The organism is Sporosarcina sp. Marseille-Q4063 (assembly GCF_018309085.1).
Classification (GTDB): Bacteria; Bacillota; Bacilli; order Bacillales_A; family Planococcaceae; genus Sporosarcina.
On the sequence record NZ_CP070502.1, the window covers coordinates 3,302,156 to 3,319,125 of the forward strand.

Below are 16,970 nucleotides of genomic sequence, written 5' to 3' on the forward strand. Positions count from 1 at the left end.
CCAAAACCGTAAATAGTCATAATTGGACCATGCACAGGTACCTTTTTAAGCTACCTTTTTGAAGCTCTGATTCTTGAAGTTTTTCAAAGAGTGGGTTATACTAAGTGCAAGTTAATATTTCTGGTTTGAGTTTATGAGAGACCTCGTGAAACAATTGCGCACAGCAATTGTCTTCATTGAGGTCTCTTTTTGTTGGTTTTTTCTTATAAATGGAAGGGGATTCATAAAATGACAAAGTTTTCATCATTAGATAGAGCACAAACATTTCAACATTTAGCAGAAGAGGAATTCGACTTACTTGTAATTGGCGGTGGGATTACGGGAGCTGGTATCGCATTAGATGCAACAACGCGCGGGCTGAAAACTGCACTTGTTGAAATGCAGGATTTTGCTTCTGGAACGTCAAGTCGCTCTACGAAACTTGTACACGGCGGACTTCGCTATTTAAAACAATTTCAAATAAAAGAAGTTGCTGAACTCGGGAAAGAACGTGCGATTGTATATGAAAATGGACCTCATGTGACGACACCGGAGTGGATGCTGTTACCGTTTCATAAAGGCGGCACATTTGGTAGATTCTCGACATCACTCGGATTAAAAGTGTATGACTTCCTTGCAGGTGTTAAAAAGTCTGAGAGACGAACGATGCTAACGACGGAAGAGACAATTGAAAAAGCACCACTCGTAAAAAGAGAGGGTTTGTTAGGGGGCGGCGTGTACGTTGAATACCGTACTGATGACGCTCGTTTAACGATTGAAGTGATTAAGTCTGCGGCTGAAAAAGGTGCAACGCTTGCGAATTACGCGAAGGCACAGGGATTTATTTATAACAATCAAGAGAAGATTGCTGGCGTAGAAGTTGTAGATCAACTCACTGGTAAAAATATCGAAATTAAAGCGAAAACAGTTATTAACGCTGCGGGACCATGGGTGGATGAGGTAAAGGGAATTGAAGGCGGAAAAAGTAACAAGCATTTAATATTATCAAAAGGCGTCCATCTTGTTTTTGACCAAAACGATTTCCCGCTCCATCAAGCCGTCTATTTCGACACACCAGATAAGCGGATGATTTTTGCGGTACCAAGAGACGGCAAAACATATGTAGGTACAACGGATACATTTTACGAAGGTGATCCAAAAGTAATGCAAATATCAGCATCGGATCGCGACTATTTATTGGATGCAATTCACTATATGTTCCCCGAATTAACATTGACAGAACAACATATCGAATCTAGTTGGGCAGGTGTTCGACCTCTTGTTCACCAGGAGGGAAAAAGTCCTTCAGAGATTTCAAGAAAAGATGAGATTTGGGAATCAGAAAGTGGGCTTATTACGATGGCTGGCGGAAAATTAACAGGGTATCGTAAAATGGCCGAAACAGTCGTTGATAAAGTAACGAAAAGATTGGCCGAAGAAGAAAACATTCAATTTAAACGATGTATCACTAAGAAACTGCCGATCTCTGGAGGAGATATGGGCGGTTCTGCAAATATGAAAATATTCCTTAAGAAAAAAATAGATGAGGGTCAAAGAATCGGACTTTCTGAAGAAGAGAGCCGCAAACTTGCGGTACTATATGGAACGAATGTCAATCATGTATATGCATATAGAGAAGAAGGCCATTCTGAACTGCCGCATATCTTATATGGGCAATTACTTTATGCAATCAATTATGAAATGGCAACCAAACCAGTCGATTTCTTTATTCGAAGAACGGGTGATATGTTTTTCAATATCGATCAAGTGAAATCATGGAAAGCACAAGTCATTGAAGAGATGTCAACAATTTTTGGGTGGTCGGTAGAAGAGCGAACACAGTACACTGAAGAACTTGAAGTGGAAATAAAAAGAGCAACGACTGTGTTATAATAAGCTAACCGGGTTATATGAATATTCAAGTTTTATTCAGCGAAGGCATCTCCATTATTTCGTTTTACACATAAATCTTCTTGCAAAATTGCGAAAGGAGAATCGGCTAATATGCCATTTCGACAGCAAAAGGTGTTACCAGCAGCAAGGACTTTAAAGCAATTTGAACAATTATTACAATGTAAATTTGAGTACATTGTATTATTAGAAGTTCATATTAGCAATTTAAAAACACTTGAACAAGAAGCGAGTAGACACAATAAGAAGCTCATTATTCATGCAGATTTAATTCAAGGGTTGAAAACAGATAACTACGCGGCTGATTTCCTATGTAATGATATTGAACCCGCGGGCATCATTTCTACCCGCTCCAACATGCTTATGAGAGCAAAGGCTAAAGGAATTATTGCGATTCAGCGGATGTTTTTATTGGACACCATTGCACTTGAAAAGAGTTATTCGCTTATTGAAACAACACAACCAGATTATATTGAAATGTTACCAGGTGTAATTCCAGAACTGATTCACGAAGTTCATGAGCAGACGGGTATTCCTATTATTAATGGTGGTTTAATCCGAACGCAGACTCATGTGCAAGAGGCTTTGGCTGCCGGAGCAGTCGCTGTTACAACATCAGATAAAGAGTTATGGGAATTATATTAAAATAGTTTGACAGACTATTTTTAGAGTGCTATGCTTTCTTTAGGTTAATATCACGTGGTTGAGTCGAGGAGTCCACACTTAAATCTTGCGCTATGCAAGGTTTTAAGTGTGGACTTTTTTTAATCGAAACTTATATCATGACATAGCTATCACGAGGAGGAGAAGAGATGACAGCATTTTTAGGAGAACTTGTAGGAACGATGATCTTAATTATTTTCGGTGCTGGTGTCGTCGGCGGTGTCGTCCTAAAAAAGTCGAAAGCAGAAGGCGCTGGTTGGATTGTCATTACGATTGGTTGGGGTCTCGCAGTTGCCATGGGTGTTTACGCAGTGGGTCATGTAAGCGGTGCCCATTTAAATCCTGCGGTGACAATTGGTTTGGCTTCAATAGGTGAATTTCCATGGGCAGATGTACCGATGTATGTATTTGCGCAGATGATTGGTGCGATTATTGGTGCCACAATTATTTATTTTCACTACTTACCTCATTGGAAAGAAACAGAGGACAAGGATGCTAAGTTGGCGGTATTTTCGACAATCGCCGCAATTCCCCATCCGCTTTCAAATCTAACAAGCGAGATTATTGGGACGTTCGCTTTACTACTTGGAATATTATCCATCGGTGCGAATGAATTCACGGAAGGATTAAATCCATTAATCGTAGGTGCGCTCATCATTGCAATTGGTATGTCTCTCGGTGGACCTACGGGATATGCCATTAACCCGGCTCGTGACCTAGGCCCGCGAATTGCACATTTCTTTTTACCAATACCAGGGAAAGGGAAATCGAATTGGAGTTATGCATGGATTCCGGTTGTCGGTCCAGTTATTGGCGGTTCGTTCGGGGCATTATTTTATCAACAAGTTTTTGAAGGGAAAAATAGTATTGCGTTCTGGATTGTAGGCGCTATTGTCCTAGCAGTATTACTTGGCGCACAATATTCGGTACGTCAAGTAGAGTCTAAACAAACCACGACTGATAGTATTGAAGTTTAATAAATATAAAATGAAATGGGGAATAGACATGACTGAAAACTATATTTTAGCATTGGACCAAGGAACAACGAGTTCACGGGCAATTTTATTTGATAAAGAAGGGAAAATCTTTCATTCCGCACAACGAGAATTCCCGCAGTACTTTCCACAATCCGGTTGGGTTGAACATAATCCACATGAAATTTGGAGCTCGATTTTAGCTGTCATGGCAGAGGTAATATCAGAAAAAAATATAACAACTGAGCAAATCGCTGGAATCGGCATTACAAATCAGCGTGAAACAGCTGTAGTTTGGGATAAAACAACAGGAAATCCTGTTTATAATGCAATCGTTTGGCAATCTCGACAAACTGCTGAAATTTGTGAAGAGTTGAAAGAAAGCGGTTACAATGATTTGTTCCGAGATAAGACAGGTTTGCTAATTGATGCTTACTTTTCAGGCACAAAAGTGAAATGGATTTTAGACAATGTAGAAGGTGCAAGAGAAAAAGCAGATCGTGGTGACCTCCTTTTCGGTACAATTGATACATGGCTCATTTGGAAGTTGTCCGGTGGGAAAACACATGTAACAGACTATTCAAATGCGTCAAGAACGCTCATGTATAATATTTATGAATTAAAATGGGATGAAGAACTGCTTGATATTTTGGGCGTTCCAGCATCGATGCTTCCAGAAGTAAAATCATCTTCGGAAATTTATGGATATACAGATGATGTTCATTTCTTTGGCCAATCAACACCAATTGCAGGAATCGCTGGAGATCAGCAAGCTGCATTGTTTGGACAAGCTTGTTTTGAAAGTGGCATGGTGAAAAACACGTACGGCACAGGTTGTTTCATGCTGATGAATACGGGTGAAAAAGCCGTGAAGTCAAATAACGGACTGCTAACGACGATTGCGTGGGGGATTGATGGGAAAGTGGAGTATGCGCTAGAAGGCAGTATCTTTGTGGCGGGGTCCTCGATTCAATGGTTGCGTGATGGTCTTCGGATGTTGCGTAATTCCTCCGAAAGTGAAGCGTACGCGGAAAAAGTGGCATCGACTGAAGGGGTATACGTTGTTCCTGCCTTTGTTGGTCTAGGCACACCTTACTGGGATAGTGATGTGAGAGGAGCCGTATTCGGATTAACACGCGGAACAGAAAAAGAACATTTTATCCGCGCAACGCTAGAATCGCTTGCTTACCAAACGAAAGACGTACTCGACGCAATGGAGTCAGACTCCGGGATTACCTTAAAGAAATTACGAGTCGACGGCGGTGCGGTCGCAAATAATTTCCTAATGCAATTTCAATCAGATTTAGTCAACGTGCCTGTTGAACGTCCACTCATTAATGAAACAACTGCACTTGGCGCCGCTTACTTAGCAGGCTTGGCAGTAGGATTCTGGAAAGATCGTTCCGAAATCGCAACACACTGGCATCTAGATCGTTCCTTTGAACCAAACATGGAACAAAGTGAGCGCGACCAGTTATACACAGGTTGGCAAAAAGCAGTAAAAGCCGCAATTGCTTTTAAATAATATAAATTAAAACAAGAAAAAGTTCTCATGCCTTCATTGTGCACAGAGAACTTTTTTCTGTCTTTCAATGTCTTTTTTCGGTATTTTTTCGGTACCTGTGCAAGAAACTATTGTGACAATACACTACAATTGCATAACCTGATAAAGGTAACCCGATAACCATTCACTTTGTCGGATTTTATTTGAATTTTAATCCGAAACCATGAATAGTCATAATTGGGCCTTGCACAGGTACCTTTTCCGGTACCTTTTCCCATGGATTAGGGAATGTAATATTAGGCAACGCTGTATATGGAATGAATCCCCAAAAACATAGAAAGGTGATGAATGTTGTGGGTGTACATCAATATTTTAAAAGCTTATCTGATTTAGAACAAATTATTCGTTGTCCAGGAAAATTCAAATTTCAGGAGCATTCTGTCGCTAGTCATTCATTTAAGGTGGCAAAAATTGCTCAGTTCCTTGGGACAGTCGAAGAGGAATCTGGACAGAAAGTGGATTGGAGAATCCTCTATGAAAAGGCTTTGAACCACGATTACGCGGAACTTTTTACAGGAGATATAAAGACGCCTGTAAAATATGCTTCGAAAGAATTGAAGCAATTATTCAGTGAAGTAGAGGAGGAGATGACAAGAAAGTTTGTAGAGAAAGAACTGCCATCTGAGTTTCAAGACATTTATTTAGAGCGGTTTAAAGAAGGTAAAGATGACACATTGGAAGGCCGCATTTTATCCGTTGCAGATAAAATCGATTTGCTTTATGAAGCATTCGGCGAGATTCAAAAGGAAAATCCGGAGCCATTGTTTTTAGAAATATATGAAGAAGCGTTAAGGACAATCCTTCTGTTTCAAGATATGAATTGTGTAAAATACTTCCTGGAAAATATACTCGCCGATATGCTGGATGAACGATTCACTGAACATAGCGAGTTAGCCGGCATTGCAAAGCGGATAATCGAGGAGCATGAGGGGTAAATGCGAGAAGGGGATACTGACGATAAAACCCTTTATCGATATCCCTACAGTTATCTGTCTTTCTATCTGTCTATTGAACATAACAGCGGCTTTAGACGTTCATTTTAAATACAAATTCTTTACGAATATATCTTATGAATAAATCCACATGTTTAATACTATATATATAGGGAAAAATAGTTTTGAGGATTTTTCTGACCTCTTTTTCCTCTTCTTTGATTGTTTGCGAATAGATGAAAATAATTGAAGCATATGGTCATCGCCTTTTTTACCCTTTCTATCCCCAAAACAAAAGTTTGGTACACATACCCATGGAGGAGAAACAAAAAATGAATTGGTATGACAAGCTCAGCGAATATTTCCCGATTGAAGAAATGAAGTCCAAGGAACATATGGACGCTCTTTTGAATGACAAGAAAAATATTTATTGCAAGGAAGAAGGACCTTATCACGTACTGATGTATGTGGAAACAGAAACATTTATCTTCGTCGATTATTTATATGTCTCCGAAAAATCCCGCGGCTCCGGCATCGGCAAAAAACTGCTTGCTTCCTTGAAAGAGAAAGGGAAACCGATTATCCTTGAAGTGGAACCGATCGACTATGAAGATACTGATTCCGAAAAAAGGCTGCGTTTCTACGCACGCGAGCAATTTCACCATGCCAACAGGATCGGTTACAGAAGAAGGTCATTGGCGACGGGTGAGCACAACGATATGGAAATCCTTTACTGGTCACCGACAGATGCCGATGAAGAAACGGTTTACGAAGCGATGAAAACGACATACGAAGAAATCCACACATATAAGGATCAGACATTTTACGGCGATCAATACGACCCGACCGATGAAGTTCTTACTTTTAAGACTGAACAGAAGAAAAACATCTTAGAACCTTTTCGCAAAAAGAAATGACGCAATCAAGCAACTCCGAAAAATCCGAAAAGCGTGTGCTAGGTACCTGTGCAAGAAACTATTTTGACAATACACTACAATTGTATAAAGTGAAAAGGGGATATCGACTGTATAACACTTTGTCGATATCCCCTTGGTTTTTTATCCGAAACCGTGAATAGTCATAATTGCACCTTGCACAGGTACCTATTAACAGGTACCTATTAACCATCTGCTATCCATTCACGCTGCAGATTCAGTTTTAACCGAGTGAACTGCGGGGTACATATTTATATAACCTAAAATGGTAATATCAGATTCAGGAGATGCTTAACAAAGAGGAGGAATTAACGATGAAAGAAAAGTTAATGACCATGCTTGAGAACCGAAAAGACGAGATGATCCAAATTCGTCGGCATTTACATGAAAACCCAGAACTATCGTTTAAAGAAGCAAAAACGGCTCAATATATTGCGGACTTTTATAAAGAAAAAGATGTGGATGTCCAAACAAATGTAGGGAATGGCTACGGGATTATCGTGACGATTAAAGGAGATAACCCCGGAAAAGTAATCGGACTGCGAGCGGATTTCGATGCGTTGCCAATTCACGAAGAAACAGATGTCCCGTTCAAATCGAAAAGTGAAGGGGTCATGCATGCATGCGGTCACGACGGGCATACCGCCTATATGCTTATCCTTGCAGATTGCCTCATTCAATTGAAATCATCGATTGCCGGGACGATTAAAATCATTCATCAACATGCGGAAGAAGTCCCGCCAGGCGGAGCAAAAAGTATCGTTGAGTCGGGCATTCTAGACGACCTGGATGCTGTTTTTGGAACGCATTTATTCCCAACGGATCCTGTTGGAACTGTAGGTTACCGGGGCGGCTATTCAATGGCAGGAAGATCGTATTTCAAATTAATCGTGCAAGGAACTGGCGGCCACGGTTCCTCACCGCAAAACGCGAATGATCCAATCGTAGCTGGCGCTCATTTTGTGACCGCTGTCCAAACCGTCGTTAGTCGCCGATTAAACCCATTTGAAATGGGCGTTGTCACAATCGGTTCATTCGACGGAAAAGGAACCTTTAACATCATAAAAGACAGCATCGAGATTGAAGGCGATGTCCGCTATATGAATGAAAAAACCGAAAATCTCATCGAAAAGGAAATCCGTCGCATCATTGGCGGCGTCGAGCAAGAATTTGGTGTGAAATGCGAGTTGACATATTTATCAGATTATCCACCGTTGTATAATGATCCGGATGTCACAGCGGAAGTCGCTTCGATCCTGAATAAAGCCAATGATCCAACCATTACAAATGTCGTTGAATATCCAAAGTTCTCAGGATCAGAAGATTTCTCGTATTATTTGGAGAAAATCCCAGGCGTATTCTTTTATATCGGTTGTAAACCAAAGGGTGTGGAAAAAGCTTATTTCAATCATCATCCAAAGTTTGATATTGATGAGGATGCTTTGCTTGTTTCGGCGAAATCGGTTGGGCATGTTGTTTGTAGCTATGTTGGTATGGAATAAGTGATAACGAATCTGCATATTAAAAATAGAAGTCAGCCATATCAATATTCGGCTGACTTCTATTTAATTTATAATCATTCATCTCTTTACACCTCCATTTAAAATAAACCCTAGTAGCAACAAACCCCACCAAAATAAGCAACGTCGCCATTAACCCGCCTTCCAACCCTAACGCACCACCCGTCAACCAATCACGTCCCGCAGCCAACTCTACGCTGTAGTTTTCATTTGGAGTAGTACCGCTTATCGCAAATCCAAAAACATTACCTTGAAAATAACTCCATATAATATGATAACCAATTGACAGCCAAAGACCATTTGTCGCATAAAGCATATACACGAATAAAATACCGACTTCCGCGATATTGATCAATCCTAAATACTTACATTGGGATTTAGACCATGCGCAATGCAAAAACAAAGCGGAAGCCACAAAGATTAACCACAACATCTCCTTCGAGAAACCAACGAGAAAAAACAAAATAAGAGGCACTAATTCAAAACGCTGAGAATTGGGTACTCGACAAGGGATTCATAATTTTCGCATTGGAAGCCGCTAGCATGGCATAGAATCCAGTATAACCAATCCTCTACATTTCCTGCCAATAAAACTGGATCCATCAAAAAAGGAACAGTGTTCCATCCTCATCTATTTTCTTGTTTTTTACCTTTCTTTTCTTTCTCTTTGCCATCCCTCACTCTTTCTTAATTTCCGATTGAATTACTTCAATAGCGCATTTATCGATGAGAAAAGGAATTTTTATACCGTGCTGAAAAATATCTTGTTGTTTTTGATCGGTTGATGAATAAGTCGCCGATGCGCGATGGTCATGTTCGCGGTCAACTTCAAAAGAAATGTCACCTTTTTTAAATCTAGACTCACTTACGAGGTTAAAAAACGATTGTTTTCAGTAGCCTCAGAATATCAAGAAGTGTTTATTAATTTAAAATAATTTATTAAAAAGGCTTGTTTTTTTAAAACATATCGATTATAGTGAAACTCAAGGAAAGCGCTTACCTTGAAAATTTGAATTGCCAATAAATAAATAATACCCTGTAGTATCCCAATATCAACTTGTCCATTCATGATTATTGGATGTTTAAGACCGTCTCGTATTGTATCTATTAAATTCTGAAAACATCAACTTTTCACTTGCCTGGGAAAGCGCTTACTTTATGAACAGTTGATTGAATGCATAGACTTGAATTTTGGGAGATAAGTTTTGAGTAGCTAAGAAACACTAGGATTTACATAGGAATAAATTATGAATCAGAATAGAGAGGTGTATTTAGTTGATTTGGGTAATCGTATTTTCTTTTTTGGCTTATACAATTTTTGTTGCCTGGTTTTCTTGGTACAAAACACGGGGAACGGATATGTCGAGTACGGATGGATATTTCCTTGGGGGAAGAAGTTTAACAGGAATCGTTATTGCAAGTTCGCTCATCTTGACCAATTTATCAACGGAACAAATGGTTGGACTAAATGGACAAGCCTTCGGTGAATCAATGGTGGTAATGGCTTGGGAAGTAACTGCGCCACTCGCATTAATTTTTATGGCCTTTGTCTTTTTACCACGCTATTTGAAGGCTGGGATTGTAACGATTCCAGATTTTCTTGAACAAAGGTATGATTTACGAACGAGACAAATTGTTTCAGTTTTGTTTTTACTAGGGTATGCGGTTGCCTATTTACCAACAGTTTTATATTCCGGAGCACTTGTACTTGATAGTATTTTTTCGATATCTACTATTGGTAGCCTGAGTCCGTTTATGACTGTGTTAATCGTTTCATTTTTGATCGGTGCAATTGGTTGTGGTTATGTCGTTTTTGGTGGATTACGCGCGACTGCAATTAGTGACACAATTAACGGTATCGGTCTTGTTATTGGAGGACTTCTTATCCCGTTTTTGGCACTATTAGTTTTAGGTGGAGGAAGTTTTATGGATGGTATAGATAAGTTATTAACCGCCAATCCGGCTAAACTAAATGCGATAGGTAGCCATAATTCATCGGTTCCATGGACCGTGCTTTTAACTGGCCTATTGTTCAATAACTTGTTTTATTGGTGTACGAATCAGTCGATTATTCAACGAACTTTAGGTGCTGAAAATTTAGCAGAAGGGCAAAAAGGAGTTTTGTTTGCCGGGATGTTCAAAATATTCGGCGCTACATTTTTAGTAGTTCCAGGAATTATTGCTTTCCTATTATATGGTAATACACTTCCAAATGCGGATATGGCATTTCCGACACTCGTTATTAATGTCTTGCCATTAGCTTTATCTGGATTTATAGCCGCAGTATTATTCGGGGCGATATTAAGTTCATTTAATGGAGCACTAAACAGTTCAATCACATTATTTACTTTGGATATTTATCGTCCAATATTTAGACCAAATGCAAAAGAGTTTGAATTGGTAAAAGTTGGGAGGGTTTTTGCTGCGTTACTAGCAACTATTTCAGTAGTTATCGCACCGTTCATAATCTTTGCTCCATCGGGTCTCTTCTATTATTTACAAGAGATGAATGGCTTTTATAGTTTGCCAATCATTGCGATGGTCATGGTAGGATTTTTCAGCAAACGAGTTCCTGCAAACGCTCCGAAAGTTGCGATTGTTGTGCACGTTATCCTTTATGCCTTATCGAAACTAATTCTTGGTCACGTGAATTTCCTTTACGTATTAACTGTATTATTCCCTATTAACATATTTGTAATGTTAATTATCGGAAGATTAAAACCTAGGGAAACGCCATTTGAACTTTATAATTCAAACAAAGTAGATCTAAAGCCATGGAAACATGCAAAAGCTTTTTCAGGTTTAATTATCGCATTAATGATTGGGGTTTATGCATTCTTCTCTCCGATTGGCGTAGGAAAAGTAGAGCTTGAATATTCCCCAATTTCATTAATCTTTATGGTAGGCAGTATTCTATTATTAGGCGCCCTATTTTGGTTTTGGAGAAGTACGAATCGAAAATTGGATCCCCCGACATCACCATTGGATCCTAAAATATCACCATATGGACCAACTAAAAAATTAGTGAAAGAAGAGGGATAAGAAAATCATGAATAAAGTAACGGTAGGCATTATTGGAGCGGGACGAATTGGTCAACTCCATGCGAATAATATATTAGGATCAACTAAATTTCATTTAAAAGCGATAGCAGATGTAGCAATTGAACATTTAAAAGGGACAAATTTCGAACAGTACGTCCCAGTTATTACGAATCGCTGGGAAGACTTGACAGAAGACCCGGAAATCGATGCGATTTTTATTTGCACGCCGACAAGTACGCATGTGCGTCTTATAACGGAAATTGCAAAGTCGGGAAAGCATATTTTTTGTGAAAAACCAATTAGTTTCAATATAAAGGAAACGGAAAAAGCACTTGAAGTCGTTCGAGAAGCTAACGTGAAATTTCAAATTGGCTTTAATCGACGCTTTGATAAGCACTTCAGAAAAGTTTTTGACATCGTCCGTGCTGGGAAAGTCGGCACGCCTCATATAATAAAAATCACTTCTCGTGATCCAGAAGCACCCTCTGAAAACTATATTGAACATTCAGGTGGAATGTTTATGGACATGACGATTCATGATTTTGATATGATTCGTTATCTCTCGGGAAATGAAGTCGTTGAAGTTTCCGTAAAAGCAGCAAATTTAATAGATCCAAAGTTCGCGCGATATAACGATGTGGATACGGCAATTATTACACTAACTTTTGCAGATGGGTCCCTAGGTGTCATTGATAATAGCCGTCAAGCAGTTTATGGATACGATCAAAGAATAGAAGTATTCGGTAACGAGGGAGTAGTTTCCGCTGAAAACGAACGTTATACGAATGTCCAACTTTCAACGAAAGAATCGGTTTCGATTGATCATCCTAAACATTTTTTCCTTGATCGCTATAAAGATGCATTTATAGAAGAAATCAATGAATTCGCTACTGCAATTTTAGAAGATCAACCAATTAGTTGTACTGGAGAAGATGGTATTAAAGCTGAACTAATTGCGCTTGCTGCACAAATATCTCATAAAGAAGGGCGCTCCGTTTCCCTATCCGAAATGATTCCGAAACAGACTATAGTGTGAAAGTAATTGTTGCAAAATAAAATTAATAAATGTAAACTACAGTTATACAAGTTAAGCGCTTAACTCCTTTTAGCCTTGTAATTCAAACTACTATATATCAATTGTGAAAGGGGTGGTTGTTTTTGTTTGATGAAAATAAAGTAAAGCTTGGAATTGCCCCAATCGGTTGGACGAACGATGATTTGCCCGAACTTGGTGGAAAAAACACTTTTGAACAATGCATTAGTGAGATGGCACTTGCAGGATTTACCGGATCCGAAGTGGGCAATAAATACCCTCGTACTATTTCGACATTGAAAAAGGCGTTGGAATTACGTGGAATGGAAATTGCTAGTGCTTGGTTTAGTGCATTTATTACGACTAAGCCATTTGAAGAAACAGAAAACGCATTTTTAGAACATCGTAACTTCCTGCACGAAATGGGTGCTAAAGTAATCGTCGTTTCCGAACAAGGTCATAGCATTCAGGGACAGGAAAATACACCATTATTTATTGAAAAGCCTATTTTTACAGAAGAAGATTGGAATGTTCTTGCCAAAGGATTAAATCGGCTTGGTGAATTGGCACAGGAAAAAGATATGAAAATTGTTTTTCATCATCACATGGGCACGGGTGTGCAAACGACCGAAGAAATTAATCATTTAATGGATATTACTGATCCGAAACTTGTTTATTTACTTTTTGATACTGGACATCTTTACCTTTCTGGAGAAAATCCAATAGAGGTCCTTGAAAAACATTTCTCTCGAATTAAGCATGTTCATTTAAAAGATGTTCGATTACCGATTTTTGATAAAGTTAAAAATGAACAATTAAGCTTTCTACAAGGGGTAAAAAAAGGAGTTTTTACAGTTCCAGGAGATGGGATTATCAATTTCAAACCAATATTCCAAGTTTTAGCGGAATTAGGCTATGAAGGATGGATGATTGTTGAAGCAGAACAAGATCCAGCAGTCGCGAATCCATTTGAATACGCGTTAATGGCTAGAAATTATCTTAAGAAGACGGCAGGGGTGTAAAACAGTGAAGAAGATTAAAGTAGGAATTGTAGGACTTGGACGATTAGGACGTCAGCATGCAGAAAATATTGCATTTCGAATTCCTAATTGTGAATTGACGGCTGTATGCAGTGTGTTGAAGGAAGAAGTCGACGAAGTTCAAAAACAATGGAATATTCCATATGGCTATACAAGCTATAATGAAATGCTTGAAAACAAAGAACTTGACGCTATTTTCATTGCCTCACCTTCAGGTTTTCACTGTGAGCAGATCAAACAGGCACTTACTGCTGGATTTCATGTATTTAGTGAAAAACCATTGGGACTATATATGGAAGAAGCAATAGAAGTACAGGAAGCGGTAAGCGCTCATCCAAACCAAGTGTTTATGTTAGGATTCATGCGTCGTTATGACCGTTCTTACATGGCCGCGAAAAAGAAAATTGATAACGGTGACATAGGTGAACCAATGTTTATCCGTTGTTATGGACTAGATCCTGCTGCTCAAATGGATAACTTCCTGAAATTTGCAAAAGCCAACTATAGCGGAGGATTATTCCTTGATATGTCAATTCATGATTTTGATTTGGCCCGCTGGTATTTAGGGACGGAAGCAAAAGAAGCATGGGCAATTGGCGGAAGTTACTCTAGGTCAGAATTTGATGAACTTAATGATGCTGAAACTGGTGCTGCAATGGTTCGTTTCGAAAATAATGCAATTGGAATTTTTGTTGCAGGGCGAAATAGTGCACACGGCTATCATATTGAAACTGAAATCATCGGGACGAAAGGAAGTCTTCGGATAGGAACGATTCCAGAACGTAATCAAGTTGTCGTAATGAATGAGACTGGGGTAGTTCAGGAGTGTTATGACGGGTTTTTAGAACGATTTGAACAAGCTTATTTGAGTGAAGTAGAAGAGTTTATTAATTGTATTTTGGAAGACCGAAAACCTTCTGTTAATGTGAATGATGGTGTTGAGTCGACACTTTTAGGGTATGCTTGTAAGGCATCCTTTGAAACTGGTAATTTGGTAAATGTTCAAGATCTTTCAATTCAACTTAACGAAAAAGCGGAAGATACTCCGTTACTTCTAACTTAAAATAAAAAAAATTAAACTATATACCTTCTATTGGATGCATCTATAAATAGAAACGAGGCCATTTACATGAGACCAACAATTTATGATGTAGCTAAGGAATCAAAAGTATCAATTGCAACTGTATCAAAAGTAATTAACAACTCCGGAAATATGCGCGACTCAACCCGACAGCGAGTAAAAGATGCGATGAAACGGTTAAATTATCGACCAAGTATGATGGCATCCGCTTTAACCGGGAAAGGTACTGAAACGCTCGGATTGTTAGTTCCGGATATATCGAATCCATTTTTTTCTGAACTGGCCAGAACAATTGAAGACCGCGCTCATGAAAATGGTATGAGTGTCATCATTTGTAGCACAGACTACAATCCGGAAAAAGAAGCAAAATACCTTGATTTATTGCAAAGGAAACAAGTAGATGGATTTATTGTTGCATCCACCTTTCAAGATAAAAGTCTGCTAAATGAATTAAAATCAAATGGCGTCCCACTTGTCATGTTAACCCATGATAATGTAGGTCTAAATGCGCCGTCTGTTTCAGTAGATGATTTTAAGGGTGGATATGAAGCGACTTCCTATCTGATATCGGCTGGACATGAAAATATTGTCATTATTGCTGAGCATGCGAATAGTAGCAGTATGCGAATTTACGGTTATCGGGAAGCCCATGTGGCTCACGGCTTAACCTGTTCGGAAGAAAATATTTATAAAACAACAGCTTTAGTTGAAAATGGTAGAAAGACATTTTTAGAAATTGTAAATAAAGGTCAAACACCTACAGCTATATTTGCATGTAATGATTTGATAGCAATTGGTGTCATTCAAGGTGCAAAAGAAATAGGGATTAATGTGCCGATGCAATTATCCGTCATCGGGTTTGATGATACGATTCTCGCAACAACGACTGTGCCCGCTTTAACTACGGTTGCCCAGCCTATATCTGATATGGGAAGAAAAGTAGTTGATATTATTATAGCTGAAATTAAAGGGGAAGACTTGACAACAGAAAGTGTTTTGTTTCCTCCAGAATTAATCGTACGTGGGACGACTAAGTAAGTAGCGGTTAATAGAAGAAGAAAATCTTGCTCCCTGATAAAGTGTATATTTTACAGGGAGAATAAGCTTTAAAAATCACTTTTGAGTGAGAGAATTATTTGACACTTAAAGGATATACTTTTATACTTAAATTAGTTAAGCGCTTACCTTGGAAGCTTGAGAGCGTTTTCAATTAAGAACATTAAGAAATGCATGTTTTATTAAATGTTTTATCATTGCGAAGGAGGAACTAACTTTGAATCCACTTAAATTTGCATCGGATCGGTCACTAGATCTGATTGCGGTAGGTAGGCTTTGCATAGATTTGAATGCAAATGAGACAAATCGTCCAATGGAAGAGACTAGTACATTTACAAAGTATGTTGGCGGATCACCCGCTAATATTGCTATTGGTACTGCCCGACTTGGTCAAAAAGCTGGTTTTATTGGTAAAGTAGCGGATGATCAAATGGGCCGTTTTATTACAGGGTATTTGGAAGAGAACAATATTGATACAAATGGAATTACGATTGATAATACAGGTGCGGTTACGGGACTAACATTTACGGAAATTAAAAGTCCAGAAGATTGCAGTATCCTAATGTACCGTGATAATGTCGCAGATTTAAAACTACATCCGTCGGAAGTTAACGAGGAATATATTAAACAATCGAAAGCGCTTCTAATTTCGGGAACGGCTCTTGCGCAAAGTCCATCTAGGGAAGCAGTTTTTTTAGCACTTGAATATGCAGTGAAACACGATGTTACTGTATTTTTCGATCTTGATTATAGACCATACACATGGGTAGATGAAGCGGAAACTGCTGTGTATTATAATCTAGCTGCTGAAAAGTGCGACGTACTAATCGGTACTCGTGAAGAATTCGACATGATGGAAAAGCTATTAAATATAGAAGAATCGGATGATCATTATACAGCATCGCGGTGGTTTTCATATAAAGCAGAAATTGTCGTTATTAAACACGGTGGTGATGGTTCTATTGCATATACGAAAAATGGGGATTCCCATCGTAGTGGAATTTTCCGAACAAACGTCTTGAAAACATTTGGTGCAGGTGATTCATACGCATCCTCATTTATTTTTGGTTTGATGAATGGAAAAGAAGTTTCGGAGGCGATGAAGATGGGAAGTGCATCAGCTTCCATTGTTATTTCACGTCATAGTTGTTCCGACGCAATGCCAACAAAAGAAGAGTTAACACATCATATAGCAACTGGAGTTTATGAACCGGTCCAATAAAAAGGGAGAGAATGATAA

General features: G+C 38.8%; 14 protein-coding genes. 13 read left to right on the forward strand and 1 reads right to left on the reverse strand.

Annotated elements, in window-relative coordinates:
* Positions 1-228 precede the first annotated feature (228 nt).
* From JSQ81_RS16765 to JSQ81_RS16795, 7 genes are all read left to right on the forward strand, one after another.
* Positions 229-1,872, forward strand: coding sequence for a glycerol-3-phosphate dehydrogenase/oxidase (locus JSQ81_RS16765; RefSeq protein ID WP_212605143.1), 1,644 nt, complete (start codon positions 229-231; stop codon positions 1,870-1,872).
* A gap of 111 nt (positions 1,873-1,983) precedes the next feature.
* Positions 1,984-2,535, forward strand: a complete 552-nt coding sequence (locus JSQ81_RS16770) for a glycerol-3-phosphate responsive antiterminator (protein ID WP_212605144.1) — start codon at positions 1,984-1,986, stop codon at positions 2,533-2,535.
* Positions 2,536-2,702: 167 nt separating this feature from the next.
* On the forward strand, positions 2,703-3,530 hold the full coding sequence (locus JSQ81_RS16775) for an MIP/aquaporin family protein (RefSeq protein WP_212605145.1): 828 nt from the start codon (positions 2,703-2,705) through the stop codon (positions 3,528-3,530).
* A 28-nt stretch (positions 3,531-3,558) separates the two neighbouring features.
* Positions 3,559-5,052: a glycerol kinase GlpK gene (gene glpK, locus JSQ81_RS16780; protein WP_212605146.1), complete on the forward strand. Its 1,494-nt coding sequence runs from the start codon at positions 3,559-3,561 to the stop codon at positions 5,050-5,052.
* Between the two features lie 332 nt (positions 5,053-5,384).
* On the forward strand, positions 5,385-6,026 hold the full coding sequence (locus JSQ81_RS16785) for an HD domain-containing protein (RefSeq protein ID WP_212605147.1): 642 nt from the start codon (positions 5,385-5,387) through the stop codon (positions 6,024-6,026).
* A 329-nt stretch (positions 6,027-6,355) separates the two neighbouring features.
* Entirely contained in the window at positions 6,356-6,940 is a 585-nt protein-coding gene (locus tag JSQ81_RS16790) for a GNAT family N-acetyltransferase (protein ID WP_212605148.1), read from the forward strand.
* Between the two features lie 332 nt (positions 6,941-7,272).
* Positions 7,273-8,460 carry an amidohydrolase gene (locus JSQ81_RS16795; protein ID WP_212605149.1) on the forward strand — a complete coding sequence of 396 codons (1,188 nt, stop codon included), beginning with the start codon at positions 7,273-7,275 and terminating at the stop codon, positions 8,458-8,460.
* 19 nt (positions 8,461-8,479) lie between these two features.
* On the opposite strand, the gene JSQ81_RS16800 is transcribed toward JSQ81_RS16795, so the two are convergent.
* Positions 8,480-8,908 (reverse strand): hypothetical protein, encoded by a 429-nt coding sequence (locus JSQ81_RS16800; protein WP_212605150.1) that lies wholly within the window; start codon positions 8,906-8,908, stop codon positions 8,480-8,482.
* 845 nt (positions 8,909-9,753) lie between these two features.
* Between JSQ81_RS16800 and JSQ81_RS16805 the strand changes: the two genes are divergently transcribed.
* From JSQ81_RS16805 to iolC, 6 genes are all read left to right on the forward strand, one after another.
* Entirely contained in the window at positions 9,754-11,520 is a 1,767-nt protein-coding gene (locus JSQ81_RS16805) for a solute:sodium symporter family transporter (RefSeq protein WP_212605151.1), read from the forward strand.
* A 7-nt stretch (positions 11,521-11,527) separates the two neighbouring features.
* The gene (gene iolG, locus JSQ81_RS16810; RefSeq protein WP_212605152.1) at positions 11,528-12,556 is read left to right on the forward strand and encodes an inositol 2-dehydrogenase; all 1,029 of its coding nucleotides are present in this window, start codon (positions 11,528-11,530) and stop codon (positions 12,554-12,556) included.
* 122 nt (positions 12,557-12,678) lie between these two features.
* Complete coding sequence (gene iolE / locus JSQ81_RS16815; RefSeq protein ID WP_212605153.1) at positions 12,679-13,575, forward strand: myo-inosose-2 dehydratase; 897 nt, start codon at positions 12,679-12,681, stop codon at positions 13,573-13,575.
* Positions 13,576-13,579: 4 nt separating this feature from the next.
* Complete coding sequence (locus tag JSQ81_RS16820) at positions 13,580-14,656, forward strand: Gfo/Idh/MocA family oxidoreductase (protein WP_212605154.1); 1,077 nt, start codon at positions 13,580-13,582, stop codon at positions 14,654-14,656.
* A 66-nt stretch (positions 14,657-14,722) separates the two neighbouring features.
* Positions 14,723-15,712, forward strand: coding sequence for a LacI family DNA-binding transcriptional regulator (locus tag JSQ81_RS16825; protein ID WP_212605155.1), 990 nt, complete (start codon positions 14,723-14,725; stop codon positions 15,710-15,712).
* A gap of 235 nt (positions 15,713-15,947) precedes the next feature.
* Complete coding sequence (gene iolC, locus JSQ81_RS16830; protein ID WP_212605156.1) at positions 15,948-16,952, forward strand: 5-dehydro-2-deoxygluconokinase; 1,005 nt, start codon at positions 15,948-15,950, stop codon at positions 16,950-16,952.
* The last annotated feature ends 18 nt before the right edge of the window (positions 16,953-16,970 follow it).